The 16,446-nt window shown below is 69.0% G+C and carries 18 protein-coding genes; 8 read left to right on the top strand and 10 right to left on the bottom strand.

Annotated features, from left to right (window positions below; translation table 11 throughout):
- Positions 1-26 precede the first annotated feature (26 nt).
- The 4 genes from HNR24_RS12630 to HNR24_RS12645 all read left to right on the top strand — a co-directional run bounded on the left by HNR24_RS12630 (position 27) and on the right by HNR24_RS12645 (position 3,820).
- Positions 27-899, top strand: a complete 873-nt coding sequence (locus tag HNR24_RS12630) for an ABC transporter substrate-binding protein (protein WP_259392459.1) — start codon at positions 27-29, stop codon at positions 897-899.
- 5 nt (positions 900-904) lie between these two features.
- Positions 905-1,699: an amino acid ABC transporter permease gene (locus tag HNR24_RS12635; RefSeq protein WP_182495942.1), complete on the top strand. Its 795-nt coding sequence runs from the start codon at positions 905-907 to the stop codon at positions 1,697-1,699.
- A gap of 14 nt (positions 1,700-1,713) precedes the next feature.
- Positions 1,714-2,538, top strand: a complete 825-nt coding sequence (locus HNR24_RS12640) for an amino acid ABC transporter ATP-binding protein (RefSeq protein WP_182495943.1) — start codon at positions 1,714-1,716, stop codon at positions 2,536-2,538.
- A 103-nt stretch (positions 2,539-2,641) separates the two neighbouring features.
- Entirely contained in the window at positions 2,642-3,820 is a 1,179-nt protein-coding gene (locus HNR24_RS12645; RefSeq protein ID WP_182495944.1) for a UDP-N-acetylmuramate dehydrogenase, read from the top strand.
- A gap of 130 nt (positions 3,821-3,950) precedes the next feature.
- Here the strand turns inward: HNR24_RS12645 and asd are convergent, their stop codons facing one another.
- The 7 genes from asd to HNR24_RS12680 form a co-directional block, all read right to left on the bottom strand.
- Positions 3,951-5,159 carry an aspartate-semialdehyde dehydrogenase gene (gene asd, locus HNR24_RS12650; RefSeq protein WP_182495945.1) on the bottom strand — a complete coding sequence of 403 codons (1,209 nt, stop codon included), beginning with the start codon at positions 5,157-5,159 and terminating at the stop codon, positions 3,951-3,953.
- A gap of 37 nt (positions 5,160-5,196) precedes the next feature.
- On the bottom strand, positions 5,197-6,060 hold the full coding sequence (locus HNR24_RS12655; RefSeq protein ID WP_182495946.1) for a dihydrofolate reductase: 864 nt from the start codon (positions 6,058-6,060) through the stop codon (positions 5,197-5,199).
- Positions 6,057-6,866, bottom strand: a complete 810-nt coding sequence (locus HNR24_RS12660) for a thymidylate synthase (protein WP_182495947.1) — start codon at positions 6,864-6,866, stop codon at positions 6,057-6,059. The genes HNR24_RS12655 and HNR24_RS12660 overlap by 4 nt, the downstream gene beginning before the upstream one ends.
- A gap of 108 nt (positions 6,867-6,974) precedes the next feature.
- Positions 6,975-7,310, bottom strand: coding sequence for a GNAT family N-acetyltransferase (locus HNR24_RS12665; RefSeq protein WP_182495948.1), 336 nt, complete (start codon positions 7,308-7,310; stop codon positions 6,975-6,977).
- A 59-nt stretch (positions 7,311-7,369) separates the two neighbouring features.
- Positions 7,370-8,392: an NUDIX hydrolase gene (locus HNR24_RS12670; RefSeq protein WP_310735444.1), complete on the bottom strand. Its 1,023-nt coding sequence runs from the start codon at positions 8,390-8,392 to the stop codon at positions 7,370-7,372.
- Positions 8,393-8,406: 14 nt separating this feature from the next.
- Positions 8,407-9,471 (bottom strand): mycothiol synthase, encoded by a 1,065-nt coding sequence (gene mshD, locus HNR24_RS12675; RefSeq protein WP_182495949.1) that lies wholly within the window; start codon positions 9,469-9,471, stop codon positions 8,407-8,409.
- A 40-nt stretch (positions 9,472-9,511) separates the two neighbouring features.
- The gene (locus tag HNR24_RS12680) at positions 9,512-10,222 is read right to left on the bottom strand and encodes a response regulator transcription factor (protein ID WP_058887553.1); all 711 of its coding nucleotides are present in this window, start codon (positions 10,220-10,222) and stop codon (positions 9,512-9,514) included.
- 166 nt (positions 10,223-10,388) lie between these two features.
- Between HNR24_RS12680 and HNR24_RS12685 the strand changes: the two genes are divergently transcribed.
- The 4 genes from HNR24_RS12685 to ygfZ all read left to right on the top strand — a co-directional run bounded on the left by HNR24_RS12685 (position 10,389) and on the right by ygfZ (position 13,332).
- Positions 10,389-11,231, top strand: a complete 843-nt coding sequence (locus HNR24_RS12685; protein ID WP_182495950.1) for a hypothetical protein — start codon at positions 10,389-10,391, stop codon at positions 11,229-11,231.
- Between the two features lie 17 nt (positions 11,232-11,248).
- Positions 11,249-11,383 carry a hypothetical protein gene (locus tag HNR24_RS14170; RefSeq protein WP_255342456.1) on the top strand — a complete coding sequence of 45 codons (135 nt, stop codon included), beginning with the start codon at positions 11,249-11,251 and terminating at the stop codon, positions 11,381-11,383.
- 69 nt (positions 11,384-11,452) lie between these two features.
- Complete coding sequence (locus HNR24_RS12690; RefSeq protein WP_182495951.1) at positions 11,453-12,088, top strand: nitrobindin family protein; 636 nt, start codon at positions 11,453-11,455, stop codon at positions 12,086-12,088.
- Positions 12,089-12,168: 80 nt separating this feature from the next.
- Entirely contained in the window at positions 12,169-13,332 is a 1,164-nt protein-coding gene (gene ygfZ / locus HNR24_RS12695) for a CAF17-like 4Fe-4S cluster assembly/insertion protein YgfZ (RefSeq protein WP_182495952.1), read from the top strand.
- 20 nt (positions 13,333-13,352) lie between these two features.
- Here the strand turns inward: ygfZ and HNR24_RS12700 are convergent, their stop codons facing one another.
- The 3 genes from HNR24_RS12700 to HNR24_RS12710 form a co-directional block, all read right to left on the bottom strand.
- Entirely contained in the window at positions 13,353-14,084 is a 732-nt protein-coding gene (locus HNR24_RS12700; protein WP_182495953.1) for a hypothetical protein, read from the bottom strand.
- Positions 14,074-15,105, bottom strand: coding sequence for a 6-phosphofructokinase (locus HNR24_RS12705; protein WP_182495954.1), 1,032 nt, complete (start codon positions 15,103-15,105; stop codon positions 14,074-14,076). The genes HNR24_RS12700 and HNR24_RS12705 overlap by 11 nt, the downstream gene beginning before the upstream one ends.
- A gap of 102 nt (positions 15,106-15,207) precedes the next feature.
- Positions 15,208-16,425 (bottom strand): pyridoxal phosphate-dependent aminotransferase, encoded by a 1,218-nt coding sequence (locus tag HNR24_RS12710; protein ID WP_182495955.1) that lies wholly within the window; start codon positions 16,423-16,425, stop codon positions 15,208-15,210.
- Positions 16,426-16,446: the final 21 nt, after the last annotated feature.

Genomic DNA, 16,446 nt, shown 5'->3' on the forward strand with positions numbered 1-16,446 from the left:
CTGCTGATCAACCTAAGGATCCCAACATGGCTATGCATAAGACCGCGGCCCAGGCCGTAGGCGCCTCCGCGCTGGCAGCGCTCGTCCTGACCGCCTGCGGCGGCGACGAGAACGGGTCCGGTGACGCGGACCAGGAGATGCTCAACAACGCCGGCACCCTCCAGGTCTGCTCCGACGTTCCCTACCCGCCGTTCGAGTACTACGACGCCGAGGGTGAGGTCGTCGGCTTCGACATCGACATCGCCGAGGCGATCGCAGAGTCGCTCGACGTCGAGCTGGAGATCGTGCAGACCGGATTTGAAGGCATCCAGTCCGGAGTGGCGCTGGATTCGAACACCTGCGACCTGGCGATCTCGGGGATGACCATCACCGAGGAGCGCGCGGGCAACATGCTCTTCTCCGAGCCCTACCTCGATGACAACCTGGGCCTGCTCGCCGCCACCGACGCCGATGTCGCCTCGCTGGAGGACCTCGAAGGCCTCACCGTCGGAGTCCAGACCGAGACCACCGGCGCGGACTACGCGACCGAGGCCGGATACGACGTGCGCGACTACCCGGATTCCGGCCTGCTGATCCAGGGCCTGGAGTCCGGACAGGTCGACGCCGCGATCGGCAACATCTCCATCCTCGGCTACCAGGCCGGGGAGTCTGACACCGCCGAGTTCATCGAAGAGATCGACACCGGAGAGCAGCTGGGCATCGCCGCGCAGAGCGAGAACACCGAGCTGATCGACGCGGTCAACGAGGCGCTCGCCGAGATGGACTCATCCGGTGAGATGCAGGAGCTCGAAGACAGCTGGTTCCGCGAGGGTGACACCCCTGAAGAGGGCGACGCCGAAGGTGAGGCCTCCGAGGAGCCCACTGAGGACGCAGCCACCGAGGACGAGGGCGACGAATAACCCTCATGGCCATGACAACCCGTGACCGAGCGCGACTGAGCATCGGGATCCAGGCAGCGATCTTCCTGGCAGTCGTGATCGTGCTGGCCATCCTGATCGACTGGACCGCGATCCGCGGCAGCTTCTTCGCTTTCGAGAACCTGGGACCGATGTTCCCGGAGATCATCACCGTCGGACTGGTGAACACGGTCCAGTACACCGTGGTGGGCTTCTTCTTCGGTCTGCTCGGCGGGACCCTGCTGGCGCTGATGCGCATGTCCTCGTTCCCGATCTACCGGTGGGTGGCCACCGCGTACATCGAGTTCTTCAGGGGCATCCCCGCGATCCTGGTGTTCATCGCGCTCGGTTTCGGTGCGTCGCTGGCCTTCGGATGGAACCTCTCCACCCTGCAGATCGCCGGTTCCGCGCTGGCCATCGTGGCCAGCGCCTATATCGCAGAGACCCTGCGTGCCGGGCTGCAGGCCGTGCCCAAGGGCCAGCTGGAGGCGGCCCGCGCGCTGGGCATGCCGGCCTGGCGCGCCATGGTCACGATTCAGATCCCGCAGGCCTTCCGGATCGTGCTGCCCCCGCTGACCAATGAGGCGATCCTGCTCACCAAGGACTCCTCGCTGATCTTCGTGGTCGGCATGGCCGGCGGCGCCGCCGAGCTGACCAAGATGGGCCGTGACGGCATCAACATCTACCAGGCGGGACTGACCCCGCTGGTGGTCGCTGGATTCTGCTACCTGCTGCTCACCGTGCCGCTCTCGCTGCTGGCGCGCCGCATGGAGCACCGCAACCCCCGGACGGCGAAGAAGTAGAGATGGACGCGAACATGAGCCAGAGCGAGTCCCCAGAAGTCCCGGCAGCACGCGCCGCCTCAGCCAAGGGCGTGCCCGGAGGCCACGGCACAGACGCCGCAGGGGTCACCCTCACCGGACTGCACAAGTCATTCGGCGACAACGAGGTGCTCAAAGGCATCGACATGAGCGTGGCCCCCGGCGAAGTGGTCTGCCTGATCGGCGCCTCCGGCTCGGGCAAATCCACGCTGCTGCGCTGCGTGAACCGTCTGGAGACGCCCAATGCAGGCACCATCACGGTGGGCGAGCACGAGGCCACGCATCCAGACGTGAACCTCGACGCCATGCGTCGGCAGATCGGCATGGTCTTCCAGCAGTTCAATCTGTTCCCGCACCTGAGCGTGCTGGAGAACTGCACCATCACGCCACGGCGCGTGCTGGGGCAGTCCAAGACGGAGGCCGAGGCGGAGGCGATGGCCCAGCTCGACGCCGTCGGGCTCAAGCACCTCTCCGAGCGCCGCCCCGACCATCTCTCGGGCGGTCAGCAGCAGCGGGTGGCCATCGCCCGGGCACTGACCATGAAGCCGCAGCTGATGCTCTTCGACGAGCCCACCTCCGCGCTGGACCCGGAGACCGTGGGTGACGTGCTCGCGAGCATGCGCAAGCTCGCTCAGGCCGGGATGACCATGCTCGTGGTCACCCACGAGATGGGCTTCGCCCGCGAGGTCGCGGACCGCGTGGTCTTCATGGACCAGGGTCTCGTGGTCGAGGAGGGCCCGGCCATGGCGGTCATCGGCGACCCGCAGCAGCCGCGCACGCAGGACTTCCTGCGCCGGGTGCTGAATCCGCTCGGCGAGTAGCGATACCTCAGTCCCGGGGGTCCACCCGGGCTCCCAGGGGTCCCGACTGGCTTCGCCGGGGCGCAGATGCCCATTGCCGCGACGCCGGGTAGGCTTCTGGGCTGTGACCAGTGTCGACGATTCCTCCCTCGCAGCCCCCAGCCGTTTCAGCGCTCACACCACCTCCCGTGTCGGTGGGCCCGCCGGCCGGTGGGTCCGCGCGGACACCCAGGAGCAGGCGCTTCAGGTGCTGCGGGCGCACCCGCTGCCGGATCACGCGGCGCGTGAACGCGGGGAGGACACCCTGATCGTCTTGGGCGGCGGATCAAACCTGCTGGTCACCGAGGACGGGTTCCCCGGCACGGTGCTGCAGCTGGCATTCCACGGCATCAGCACCGAGTTCCACGGCGAGCATGATGTGCTGCTCACCGTCGCCGCAGGGCACAACTGGGACGACGTCGTCCGGTTCAGCGTGGCGCGCGGCCTGACCGGCCTGGAGGCGCTCTCCGGGATCCCCGGCTCCACCGGCGCGGTCCCGGTGCAGAACGTGGGCGCCTATGGCGCCGACGTCGCCCACACGCTCAAAGACATCCAGGCCTGGGACCGGGAGCGCGGAGAGCTGGTGCGGTTCAGCAACGCCGAGCTGGCGTTCGGCTACCGCGACTCGGTGCTCAAGCAGACCACCGTGCACGGTTCCCCGCGCTACGTGGTGCTCCAGGTCCGCTTCATGCTTCAGAACCGCCGAGACGGGCTTTCCGCGCCGGTGCGCTACGGCGAGCTGGCCCGGACCCTGGGCCTGGATGCCGAGAGCGCGGACCACGAGCGCCGGGCGCCGTTGAAAGAGGTCCGCAGCACGGTGCTGCGGCTGCGTGAGGGCAAAGGCATGGTGCTGCAGGAGGGTGACCACGACACCTGGTCCACCGGCTCCTTCTTCACCAACCCGATCGTTCCCCGCGAGGTCGCTGCAGCGCTGCCCAGCGCAGCCCCGAAGTTCTCCGCCGGGGTCGACGACGCGGGCGTCCCCCTGGTCAAGCTCTCCGCGGCCTGGCTGATCGACAACGCGGGCTGCGGCAAGGGTTTCGGTCTGCCCGATGGTCCGGTGGCCGGACGCGGAGCCCAGGGGGCCGGGATCGCCGGAGGCCGGGCGTCACTCTCGACCAAGCACACCCTGGCGGTGACCAACCGCGGCACGGCGACCACCGATGACCTGCTGGCCGTCGCACGGGCCGCGCGGGATCAGGTCTCCACGGCCTTCGGCATCACGATGCACGAAGAGCCGGTGCTGATCGGTCACTCGCTCTAAGCGCGCCTCGCAGCGGCTCGCAGGGGTTCTCACAGGCCCGCAGCGGGGCTGCGCCCGGGGCCGAAGCATTCTCCGGGCCCGGGCGCAGCCGATTCCCCTGGATGGACTCAGGTGTCCTCCGGGGCTGAGCTTAGAGCTTGCCGACGCTGATCAGCAGCATCCGGCGCAGCGGCTCGGCCGCACCCCAGAGCAGCTGGTCCCCGACGGTGAACGCCGAGATGTACTCCGGGCCCATCTCGAGCTTGCGGATCCGCCCCACGGGGATCTGAAGCGAGCCGGTCGCGGCGACCGGGGTCAGCGCAGCGACGGTGGCGTCCTTCTCGTTGGGGACGAAGCTGGAGAACTCGGTGCCCGAGGTGATGATCGATTCGATCTCGGCCAGCGGCAGGTCCTCGCGCAGCTTCAGGGTCAGCGCCTGGGAATGTGAGCGCAGCGCGCCCACCCGGACACAGAGCGAGTCGAAGGGCACTGCGGCGCCGCGGGAGGTCACCCCGGGGGCGAGGTTCTCACCGCGGCCCAGGATCTTGTTGGTCTCCACACCGGCCTTCCACTCCTCCTTGGCCACACCGTTGCCGAGGTCTGCGTCGATCCAGGGGATCAGCGAGCCGGCCAGCGGGACGCCGAACTGGGTGGCGTCGAGGTCGTTGCGCTGGGCCTCAAGCACGGCGCGGTCGATGTCCAGGATCGCGGCCGCGGGATCGCTGAGGTCCTCGGCGACGGCGGAGTGCAGGGTGCCGAACTGGTTGAGCAGCTCGCGCATGTGCTTGGCGCCGCCGCCGGAGGCCGCCTGGTAGGTCATCGCGGTGCCCCACTCGACCAGGTCATTGGTGAAGAGCCCGCCCAGGCCCATCAGCATGTTCGAGACCGTGCAGTTGCCGCCGATGAACTCCTTCACGCCGGCTTCCAGACCGGCGTCGATGACATCGCGGTTGATCGGGTCCAGCGCGATGATCGAGGTGTCCGCCATGCGCAGCGTGGACGCGGCGTCGATCCAGATCCCGCTCCAGCCAGCCTCGCGCAGCTTCGGGTAGACCTCGGAGGTGTAGTCCCCGCCCTGGGCGGTGACGATGATCGGCAGCTTCAGCAGCGTGTCCAGATCGAAGGCGTCCTGCAGCGTGGTCTCCTCGGGGGTGACCCCGGGGAAGCTCGGCGCCTGACCCCCGGCGTTCGAGGTGGAGAAGAAGACCGGGTTGATGTGCGCGAAGTCGCCTTCTTCGAGCATGCGGGTGATCAGCACCGAGCCGACCATGCCGCGCCAACCGATCAGGCCCACCGAAGGGGACTCGCCGGCGACGGCGGAGAGGGCAGGGGACACGGAGGAGTTCACTGCAGAAGTCATGCCTCCAGGGTAGCGGAGTCGACTCAGCGGGTCAGAGTCAGCCCTCGGCGCCGAGGTTCTCCTGGTGGTTCGTGGAGGCGCTGGCTTCCTTGATCTCCTGAAGCAGACGACGGCGCTTCAGATGCGCCCACAGCCCCCCGGCCACCCAGAGCTGGGCGAGGAACAGGAAGGCCAGGCCCGGGATGATCCGGTCGTTGAGCACCAGCACGAAGCCCAGCGTCACCGTGAACAGAGCCAGGAACGGCAGGATCAGGTAACCGCCGAGGCCGAGCAGCATCAGGTTCGTCGAGGTGGCCTGGGAGCTCGTCTCGGCGCTGCGGGTCGCGTCCTCGGTGGAGAGGGAGGTCGGTGTCATCTCAGGCTTTCGTCGGTGGGTCTCGATGTGGAACGCCAGACCGTTGGCTCCCTGGTGCCGCCCGGCAGCGGGCTCACGCTCGGTCAGCTCCCATTCCGGGGTCAGTGCCGGGGCCGAGGTGTCGCCGGAGGCGTCGGACTGGATCACGGTGATCACGGCGAGATCTGCGAGGCCTCGGTCCATGGTCTCGGCATAGACCCGCCCGCCCCCGATGATCCAGATCTTCTCCGTCGCGACCTCCGAGGCGATCTTGATCCCCTCGTCCAGGCTGGTCACCGGATGTCCGCCCAGCTCGCGGATCTGCTCGGCGGCATGCGGATCCTTAGTGATCACGATGTTCTGCCGCCCGGGGAGCGGACGGTATTTCGCCGGGAAGGACTCCCAGGTCCGGCGGCCCATCACCACCGGGGCGCCGCCGGTGGTGGCCTTGAAGTGCGCCAGGTCCTCGGGCAGGTGCCAGGGCATGGCCCCGGCGTCGCCGATCACACCGTTTTGAGTCTGGGCCCAGATCATGCCGATCTGTGCCGGGGTGGGGTCCCCGCTCATACGGCGACGGCGGCCTTGATCGCCGGGTGGTGCTGGTAGTCACGCACGTCGAAGTCTTCGAACTCGTAGTCGAAGATCGACTCCGGGGTGCGGGTGAACTCCAAGCGGGGGGAGGGGTAGGGGGCGCGGGAGAGCTGTTCGCGCACCTGCTCCACGTGGTTGTCATAGATGTGGCAGTCGCCGCCGGTCCAGATGAACTCACCTGGCTGCAGCCCGACCTGCTGGGCGACCATCCGGGTGAGCAGGGCGTAGGAGGCGATGTTGAAGGGCACACCGAGGAACATGTCTGCGCTGCGCTGGTAGAGCTGGCAGGAGAGTCGCCCGTCGGCCACGTAGAACTGGAACATGATGTGGCAGGGCGGCAGCGCCATCTCATCGATCTGCGCCGGGTTCCAGGCGCTCACCACGTGGCGCCGGGAATCGGGGTTCGTCCTCAGCGAGGTGATCAGCTGCTGGATCTGATCGATGTCCTTGCCATCCGGAGTCGGCCAGGAGCGCCACTGCACTCCGTAGATCGGGCCGAGCTCACCGTCCTCACCGGCCCATTCGTTCCAGATCCGCACGCCGCGCTCCTGGAGCCAGCCGGCGTTGGAGTCCCCGCGCAGGAACCACAGCAGCTCCAGGGCCACCGACTTGAAGTGGACCCGTTTGGTGGTGATCAGCGGGAAGGACTCGCTGAGGTCGAACCGGATCTGGCGTCCGAAGACGCTTCGGGTGCCGGTTCCGGTGCGGTCGGACTTGGCGGTGCCGGTGCGCAGCACGTCAGCCAGCAGGTCCTCATAAGGGGTGGGGATCGGCGAGTTCACGGACCCAGCATACCGGTGCAGGCCAAGCGCACCTGAGGCGTTTCGTCCGCCGTCGCAGTCCGGCTGATGGCCGGCTCGCAGCGGCTGCCGGTCACCGCGTCCGGCGGCTCAGGAGAACGTGGCCTGCTGGGAGCGGTACTCCGGGTAGCGGTGCAGATAGGCATCCACATAGGTGCATTCCGAGGCGAAGAGCCGGTCCTCCGCCTTCAGCTGGTCCAGCAGCAGGGTGACCAGGCAGCGGGCGTAGCCCTGACTGCCGTACTGCGGGTGCACGATGGTGTGCTGCAGAAGTGTGACCTCCTGGCCGCGAAGCGTCTCGGGGGTGAACCCGATGAACCCGATGAAGGTGCGCCGGCCATTGATGGTGTCCCAGAGCTCCGCACGGCCTCGGTCCTCGTCGATGTTGAGCTCGGCGGTGGGATGAACGTTCTTCGGCGCACTCATGGACTGAGAGTACCGTCACAGTCCGTGATTGTCAGTCCTGGCGGCCGAGCCGGCGAGGCTCAGTCCTCGAAGGGCTCGTAGACCTCGATCGAGACGATCTCCCCGCCGCGGTCCATGGCCTGCTGAGCCACCAGCACGGCGCCGGGGCGCAGGTAGGGGTCCTCATCCGGGATGGCCTCCAGCAGCGCCCGGTCCTGGAGCCAGCCGCTGGTGGTCTCGAGGATCAGCGGCAGCACCGGGCGGTGGCTGCAGATCAGGGTGGGCAGCAGCAGCTCCAGGGCCCGTCGGACCCGAGCCTGGGTGCGCTCCGGGTGGACCTCGGCGCGCTTCTCGGTGAGCGACTTCCGGTAGGTGGCGCGGTTGCGGTGGGCCTTCACATAGGGAGCGATGGTCTCCGCGCAGCGCCGCCACGGACTGGATTCCAGGTGTCGGGGTCGCCAGCAGATGAGCAGCCGTTCCACGGCCCGGGCCTGCCGCTTGCCGGTCGCGGCGAGCGGACGCTCCGACTCGGCACGCGACCAGGAGGACCGCGGCTTGGCCTTGGCATGGCGCAGCACGATGAAGGGCAGGGTGTGCAGGCGCCGATCCTCGTGGAGCCGTTCGAGCTCGTCCAGCGGCAGCACGTCGCCCGGATTGCTCAGCAGCTCCCGGGCCCGGGCCACGCTGACCCACGCGGTCTCGTCGACCTCGTCACCATCGGGCACCGGAGTGCCCTCGGAGACCTGCGCGGCCCAGTACCAGACGGCCTTGTCCTTGCCGCCGTTGCCGTTCTTGGCGCCGCGGGCCTTGCCCACGCAGTAGCGGGTGATCGGCAGCGGCATGCCGAGCCGGACCTTCAGCCCGATCTCCTCGCGGACCTCTCGGACCGCGCACTCCGGGAGGGTCTCGCCCTCATCGAGCTTCCCCTTGGGGAAGGACCAGTCGTCATAGCGCGGCCGGTGGATCACCAGCACTTCAAGCTCGGAGCGGCGCAGGCGCCAGCACAGGGCGCCGGCGGCGAGTATCTCGGCGTCGAGCCCGTCATCGGAGACCGTGACAGTTCTGCGGCGGGGGACCTTGCTCATGGTCTCGGGGGAGCTCACGAGAGACCAAGATATCAGGCTGGTTCCGCCGCGGCCTCCACGGTCGGGGCGTACATCGTGTCCGCGTCCCACTTGGTGAAACCGAGCTTCTTGTAGAGCTTCACGGCGGCGGCGTTGTCGGCGTCCACGTAGAGCATGATGGCGGCGAGTCCCGCCCGGTGCAGATGCTCGATCCCCGCCAGGGTCAGACTGCGACCCAGTCCTCGACCCTGGGCCTCGGGCACCACGCCGACCACATAGACCTCACCGAGCTCCGGGTCCGCGACCTTGGTCCAGTGGAAGCCGAGCAGCGTCTCGCCCTCCCAGGCCAGCAGGAACCCCTCCGGGTCGAACCAGTCCTCGGCCATGCGGTCATGCAGGTCTTCCAGGGTCAGCCGTCCCTGTTCGGGGTGATCGGCGAAGGCCGAGGCGTTCGCGCTCAGCCAGGCCTGATCATCCACGCCGGGTCGGAAGGCGCGGATCGAGACGGTCTCCGGCAGCTGGGGAGCAGGCGCCTCATCGAGGTCGGTCAGGCGCATCCGCCAGAGCTCACGCACCGGCGCCCAGCCGAAGCGACGGGCCAGGCGGGCGGCCGCGTCGTGCTCCCCGTGGGCCCAGGCGCGCTGCACCCGGCCCGACTCGGGGGAGGGGGCGGCCTCGGTGAGCGCCTCGACCAGGGCGGCGCCGATCCCGCGCTGTCGGCAGTCCGGACGGACCACCATCTCCAGCACGTCCGGGACCCCGGTCTCACCTTCGACGACGACGCCGGCCCCGGCAAGCAGCCGCGAGTCCGGCCGCGCGTCGGTCCAGGCATAGACGATGCGCAGCGGAATGCGCCCCTGCGCCTGAACATCAGCGGCATCATCGGACTCGCTGGCATCAGCGGCATCGGACCGGGTGCCGGCCTCGGTCGCCCGCCGGTCCGCCGCTCGGTGCAGCTCGATGAGGGTCTGCTCGGAGAACGGCGGATTTGCGTCGGCCTCGGTGGCCACGGCGGCCAGCTCGAGCAGCGCGTGGTGCAGATCCGCGTCGGGTGCGCCTTCGCTGAGCTCGACGACCGCTGGGTCGATGCCTTCTGGGGTGACGTCGCCTGGGTTCATGGGCTCACTGTATCGGAGCTGAACCCTTGGGGTCACCGGCTCAGGCGGCGTCCGCGCCGTCGTCCTCTCGGTCGCCCTCCGGGGGGTCCACGGTGTCGGTTCCGCTGATCACCAGGCGGTATCCCACATTGCGCACCGTCCCGATCAGGGACTCGTGGTCGGGTCCGAGCTTCGCGCGCAGGCGTCGGATGTGCACGTCCACGGTGCGGGTGCCGCCGAAGTAGTCATAGCCCCAGACATCGTGGAGCAGCCGGTCCCGGGTGAAGACCTGGCCCGGGTGCAGAGCCAGGTGCTTGAGCAGCTCGAACTCCTTATAGGTCAGGTTCAGCAGACGCCCGTTGATCGTGGCCATATAGGTGGTCTCGTCGATGGTGATGCCCCCGGCGCGGATCTCCCCCACCGGGGTCTCCTCCACGGTCTCCACCGCAGCCAGTCGGATCCGGGCGTCGATCTCGCCGGGGCTGGCCTCGCCGAGGATGAAGTCATCGGCCTGCCAGGACTCGTTCAGCGTGGCCAGCCCGGCCTCGGTGACGATGACCAGCACCGGGGAGAGCATGGAGGACTTCACCAGCTGACACAGCGAGCGGGCGTGGGCGAGCTTGCTGCGCGCATCGATCAGCGTCACATCCACATTGGGGGCACGCACGATCGAGGAGGCCTCCGCGGGGAAGCTGCGAATGCGGTGCGTGAGCAGCTCCAGGGACGGAAGCGCGTCGTCCGGGGTGTCTGAGAGCAGCAGAACTTGAGCCATCCATGACTCCTTCCCCTTGGGTCACTGTCTTGTCCGGGTCCCGCAGGGTCTTCAACGGTGATTGCGGTCTTCAACGCCAGGTATTTCACAATGTGAAAACGCGATTCAGCGATCTGCCGTTGAGTATATGCGACGTGTGAAGCGCCGCCCCCTAGGATGGCCTGTTGTGAAGTACATCCCAGTGGCAGCCTCCGCCCTGCTCGCAGCCATGGCGCTCGCTCTGGCCTCCTGGGCCGGAGCCCTCGCGATGACCCTGGTGGTCTGCGGACTCTCGATCCTGATCGCCCTGGGATGGCCCCAGCTGATGGGCGTCTCCGCTCGGCGCTCGCTCTCAGCGGTGATCGCCGGCGCCGGCGTGATTTCGGCCCTCGGTGCCGGGGTCGTCGGCTCCGCGAGTGATCTGTTCTTCTGGTCCTCGGTGGCACTGGCCTTCGGGGTCATGAGCGTCTTTTTGATCCAGGTCCTGCGCGGCACCGGCAGGCCGCACCGCCTGGAGTCCACCATCGGCGCCTGTGCCGGCGTGCTGATCGCCACCACCGGGGCCGGGTGGGTGGCCGGGCTGCGCTACCCGGTGGAGCTCGCCGAGGCCTCCGGGGCAGAGGGTGCCCGAGGGCTGCTGGCGGTGCGGGGACTGCTCTTCGAGGACACCGCGCTGCTTGCGGTCACCGGCGCCTCCGGGGAGCTCGCAGTGGTGACGCTGGCCGCGGGCACTCTGATCGTGGCGACCCTGCTCGCCGTGATCCCGCTGCCGAACATGTGGGCGATGCTGCTGGTGGTGGTGGGAAGCACCGCGGCCGCCCTGGGCATGACCCTGGCCTGGGGCGAGCTCACCCTGCTCTTCGCCGGGACGCTGGGCCTGATCGCGGGGCTGCTGCTCGGGTCCTTCCGCCGGTTCCTGATCACCCAGGGGCCGCCGCAGGGGGTCCTCTCCGGAATCGCGGTCGGCGCGGCACCGATCGCGGCCATGGGAGCGCTGACCTACTTCACGGAGCGTCTTCTGCTGGTGTGAAGTTGTACACTTCCCCCATGAACTTCGCATTGCAGAACGTGTCACTGCTGGCACTGGAGATCTTCTTCATCGGGCTGCTGGTCCTGGTCACGCTGATGATCGCCGGCATCTCCTGGACCGTCATCTCCCGGCTGTACAAGGGTCAGCGCTGATCCGCCTGCACCGCCGCCCGAAAACGGCCCGTCCGGGCCTCGTCCACCGCGCGCCCAGGAGCTGAGCCGATGGCCCCGATGGAGCTTCCCACCGACCTGACCCCGGAGCTGGCTCCGCTGTACTGGCTGCTCGGCAGCTGGCGCGGCCAGGGCCGTCTCGGCTCGGGGGAGCAGGATGATCCGATCTTCACCCAGGACGTCACGTTCCGTGACACCGGGCTGGAGTTCGTGGAGTACCGCGCGGAGACCTGGCTCTCCGATGAGGCCGGGGCATGTCTGCGCCCGCTCTCCGTGGAATCCGGATTCTGGTCCCTGGACCGTGCCCGCACCGACGCCGACGTCGGACCGGGCCTGGAGCCGGCCGATGTGGTGCCGGCGTATAAGAGCGCGGCCGAGGTCGACCAGCTCGCCGAGTCAGACGGGTCCTTCGCGATCACCGCCACCATCGCCCATCCTGGCAGCATCGCAGAGCTCTACTACGGCAAGATCAAGGGACCGCAGCTGCATCTGGCCACGGACGCCGTGATGCGCGGAGAGCACGCCGCGGAATACCCGGGCGCCTCCCGGATGTTCGGACTGGTGAACAGCCAGCTGTTCTGGCGCTGGGACCTGCGCGCAGCCGGCGGTGAGATGGTCCCGCACGCCTCGGCGATCCTGGACCGCACCGCCTCCGCCGAAGAGGTCAGCGCCACGCGCACCGCCTGAGCTCCACTCGCACCTGCCCCCGGCAGGCCTCGCGCGCGGTGCGCCCCGCGCACCCGCCGCACCGATGAAGGAGTCCGCCCGTGGAAGAGCATTCGAAGTCGCCCCTGTTAGCGCGTTCCGGCGCCGTCCCCGAGGCCGGCGATGACGCCCCGGTCGCCGCGCACTACGGAGACCCCACCCGGGAGCAGCGCGCGCTGGCCCGCGGCGCCGGCGTCGTGGACCTCTCCCATCGCAGCGTGGTCACGGTCACCGGACCGGACCGGCTGAGCTGGTTGACCACGCTGTCCTCCCAGCAGATCGCCGGGCTGGCCCCGGGGGAGTCCACCGAGCTGCTGCTGCTGGACATCTCTGGGCGCATCGAACATGATGCCGCCGTGGTCGACGACGGCGAGACCGTCTGGCTGATCACCGAGAACTCCCACGGCGCCGAGCTGGCCCTGTGGCTGGACTCGATGAAGTTCATGCTCCGGGTGGAGATCACCGACCGCACCGCGGACTATGCCGTGCTCGGATCCACTGCGCCGCTGCCGGCTCCGGCCGACGCCGAGCTCGCCGTCGCCTGGGAGGACCCGTGGCCGAAGCTGGGCCCCGGCGCCTCCAGCTACGCCCAGGTCGCCGAAGAGGAGCATCCCGGCGTCGACTGGTCCTGGTGGCTGAGCGTGGTTCCGCGCACGGGGCTGCACGGCGTGGTGGAGCAGCTGGAGCAGGCGGGGTGGACCCTGGCCGGGACCATGGCGTCCGAGGCGCTGCGTGTCGCTGCCTGGCGGCCTCGGCTGGCCCGTGAGGTGGACGAGAAGACCATCCCGCACGAGCTGGACCTGATCCGCACCGCCGTGCACCTGTCCAAGGGCTGCTATAAGGGTCAGGAGACCGTGGCGCGGGTGCACAACCTGGGACATCCACCGCGCCGCCTGGTCTTCCTGCACCTCGACGGCAGCGAGCACACGCTGCCCGCCGTCGGCTCCGACGTGCTCTCCGCCGGCCCGGAGGCCACTGCGGAGGATCTGGCCCAGGAGCGCCCCGTGGGGAAGGTGACCTCGGTGGCCCGGCATCATGAGATGGGCCCGATCGCGCTCGCACTGGTGAAGCGGAAGGTGGACCCCGCGGTGCAGCTGGTGGTGCGCGACGGCGCGGCCGAGGAGGCGACCTTCTATGCCGCCGCTCAGGAGGTCATCGTCCGCCCGGATGCCGGGCAGGCCGTGGGGCGTCCCCAGGGCGACTTCCTGCGCGGCCAGCGCCGCTGAGCCTGGCCCACGGCCGGGGCTCAGTCCAGGATCACCGTGGTCTGGGTCCCTGCGGAGCTGAACCCCAGCCCGGCGGCGATCCGCAGCGCGGCGAGCGACTCGGTGCCGGCTCGCCACTGCGGTATGAGTCCCTCGGTGAACGCCTCCTCGGCCGCGACGGCGGCCAGCTGCAGCCCGACCCCGCGGCGACGCTGGCCCGGCACGGTGAGCACGCCCAGCTGGGCCAGCATCCCGGCCCAGATCTCGCGTCCGGCGGCGCCGAGGCTGACCCCTGTGTCCTCGTCGACCAGGGCGGCCATCCAGGGCGCCGCCCCGATCCCAGAGGCCTGGACGTCATCGGCCGGTGAGGCTGCGATCGCCGCCTGCACCGCCTCCGGCTCGAAGGAGATCGCGCCGCGCTGGGCGGCGGTCAGGATCGGCGGCTCCTCGGCGTAGAGCAGCTGGGCTGCACCGAGGCTGCGCGCACCGGCGGCACAGCGGCGCGCCAGCGCGAGCAGGCTGCGCTCATCAGCGAGCTCGGCATCGGCGAGCCGGCGTGCCTGGTGCAGCACCTCGCTCGGTGCGCTGAGCACCGTGTGGTCGAAGAGTCGCAGGAAGCTCACCGGGGATCCCGCGGGGGTGCTGAGCTCATGCCGGGAGCCCGGGCCGAGCAGATCCTTGTCGCCGAGGCCGAGCCTGCGGGCCCAGGACAGCGCGATGATGCTGCGGGTGTGCTCCGCGAGGCCGCCGCCCGGTGCTTCCTCAGCGGCCAAAGAGAATCTGAGCCTCTTCGTAGCGCTCGGGCGGCACGGTCTTGAGCCCGTCCAGCGCCTCGGCGAGATCGACCTTGACGATCTCGGTGCCGCGCAGTGCGGCCATATGACCCCAGGCCTGCTCATGCACCAGATCCAGGGCACGGATGCCGAACCGGGTGGCGAGCACCCGGTCATAGCCGGTGGGGTTGCCGCCGCGCTGGATGTGGCCCAGGGTCGTGTGGCGGGACTCGATCCCGGTCTTGGTCTCGATCTGGTGGGTCACCCACTCCCCGATGCCGCCCAGCCGTGGGCGTCCGTCGGACTCCTCGCCCTTGCCCGCAAGCGCGGACTCGGCGTCCTCGGGGATGAAGCCCTCCGCGACGACCACCAGCGGTGAGCGTCCGCGCGAGTGCACCTGCTCCACCCATTCACACACCTGATCCATGGAGACCTTGTGCTCCGGGATCAGGATCGCGTGGGCGCCGGCGGCCATGCCGGAGTGCAGCGCGATCCAACCCACGTGGCGGCCCATGACCTCGGCGACCATGCACCGGTGATGGGACTCCCCGGTGGTGCGCAGCCGATCCATCGCGTCGGTGGCGATGGAGATCGCAGTGTCGAATCCGAAGGTGTAGTCAGTGGCCTTGAGATCGTTGTCGATGGTCTTGGGCACGCCCACCACCGGGATTCCGTCCTCGGCGAGCCGCTTGGCGCCGGCCAGGGTGCCCTCGCCGCCGATGGCGATGACGGCGTCGATGTCATGGCGCTTGAGCTGCTTGGCGATGCTCTGCGGCCCGCCGCCCGGGTGGTTGTACGGGTGGGTGCGTGAGGTGCCGAGGATGGTGCCGCCCTCGCGGGAGAGTCCGCGCACCGACTGCCGGGGAAGATCGATGTAGTCCCCCTCGATGAGTCCTCGCCAACCGCCTTTGAAGCCGACGAACTCGTCGCCGTAGCTCTTGATGCCGTGCAGCACGGCGGAGCGGATGACAGCGTTCAGGCCGGGGCAGTCGCCGCCGGAGGTGAGCAGTCCGATGCGCATGGTGATTCAGCTCGTCCCTTCATGGATTTCAGGAAAAATCTCAGGCCTGACGTCCTCGGCAGGTTGCTGCGGCTCAGTCTATGGGGTCCGGCGGCGCGTGGGTCATCCCCCGAGCAGGTCCTTCAGCCGACTCATCCCGGTGGCCAGGTCCTCATCCCCCAGGGCGTAGGAGAGCCGCAGGAACCCGCTGGGGCCGAAGGCCTCACCCGGGACGACGGCGACCTTGACCTCCTCCAGGATCACCTCGGCCAGCTCCGCCGAGGTCTGCGGGGTGCGACCGGCGACCTCGCGGCCCAGCGCTCCCCGGACATCGACGTAGGCGTAGAAGGCGCCCTCGGGGGTGGGGCAGGAGAACCCTGGGATGGCGTTGAGCCCGGTGACGATCGCGCGGCGTCGTCGGTCGAAGGCGGTCTTCATCTCCACCACCGCGTCCAGCGGGCCCTGGACCGCGGCCAGCGCCGCCATCTGCGAGACGTTGGCGACGTTGCTGGTGGCGTGGGACTGCAGGTTCGCGGCGGCCTTGATGATGTCGCTGGGGCCGACCATCCAGCCCACCCGCCAGCCGGTCATCGCGTAGGTCTTGGCGACCCCGTTGAGGATGAGCACCTGATCGGCGAGCTCCTCGAGCGAGGCGATCGAGGTGAACTCGGCCTCGTCGTAGGTGAGGTGTTCATAGATCTCATCGGTGACCACCCACAGGCCCTTCTCCGCCGCCCAGCGGCCGATCTCGCGGACCTCCTCGGCGGAGTAGACCGCGCCGGTGGGGTTGGAGGGAGAGACGAAGACCAGCACCTTGCTGGCCGGGGTCAGGGTCTGCTCGAGCTGCTCGAGGGTCACCTTGTATCCCTGCTCGGGTCCGGCGAAGACCTCCACCGGCACGCCGCCGGCGAGCTTGATCGCCTCCGGGTAGGTGGTCCAGAAGGGTGCCGGGAGGATCACCTCATCACCGGGGTTCAGCAAGGTGGCGAAGGTGTTGTACACCGCCTGCTTCCCGCCGTTGGTGATCAGCACGTTCCCTGACTCGAGCGCCTTGCCCTGGATCCGGTAGCCCGAGTCCCGGGTGGTCTTCTCCGCCACCGCGGCGCGCAGCTCGGGCAGGCCTGCCGCGGGGGAGTAGCGGTGGAAGCGCGGGTTCAGCGCCGCCTCGCGAGCCGCCTGGACGATATAGTCCGGGGTGGGGAAGTCCGGCTCACCCGCGCCGAAGCCGATGACATCTTCACCCGCGGCCTTCAGGGCCTTGGCCTTGGCGTCCACCGCGAGGGTGGCGGACTCGGCGATGGAGCCGATGCGATCGGAGATGCGGGAGCTCGGAGCAGTCATGTCTGAGGGATCCTTTCGGGA

The sequence above is a fragment of the Nesterenkonia sandarakina genome (assembly GCF_014138825.1).
GTDB classification, from domain to species: Bacteria; Actinomycetota; Actinomycetes; order Actinomycetales; family Micrococcaceae; genus Nesterenkonia; species Nesterenkonia sandarakina.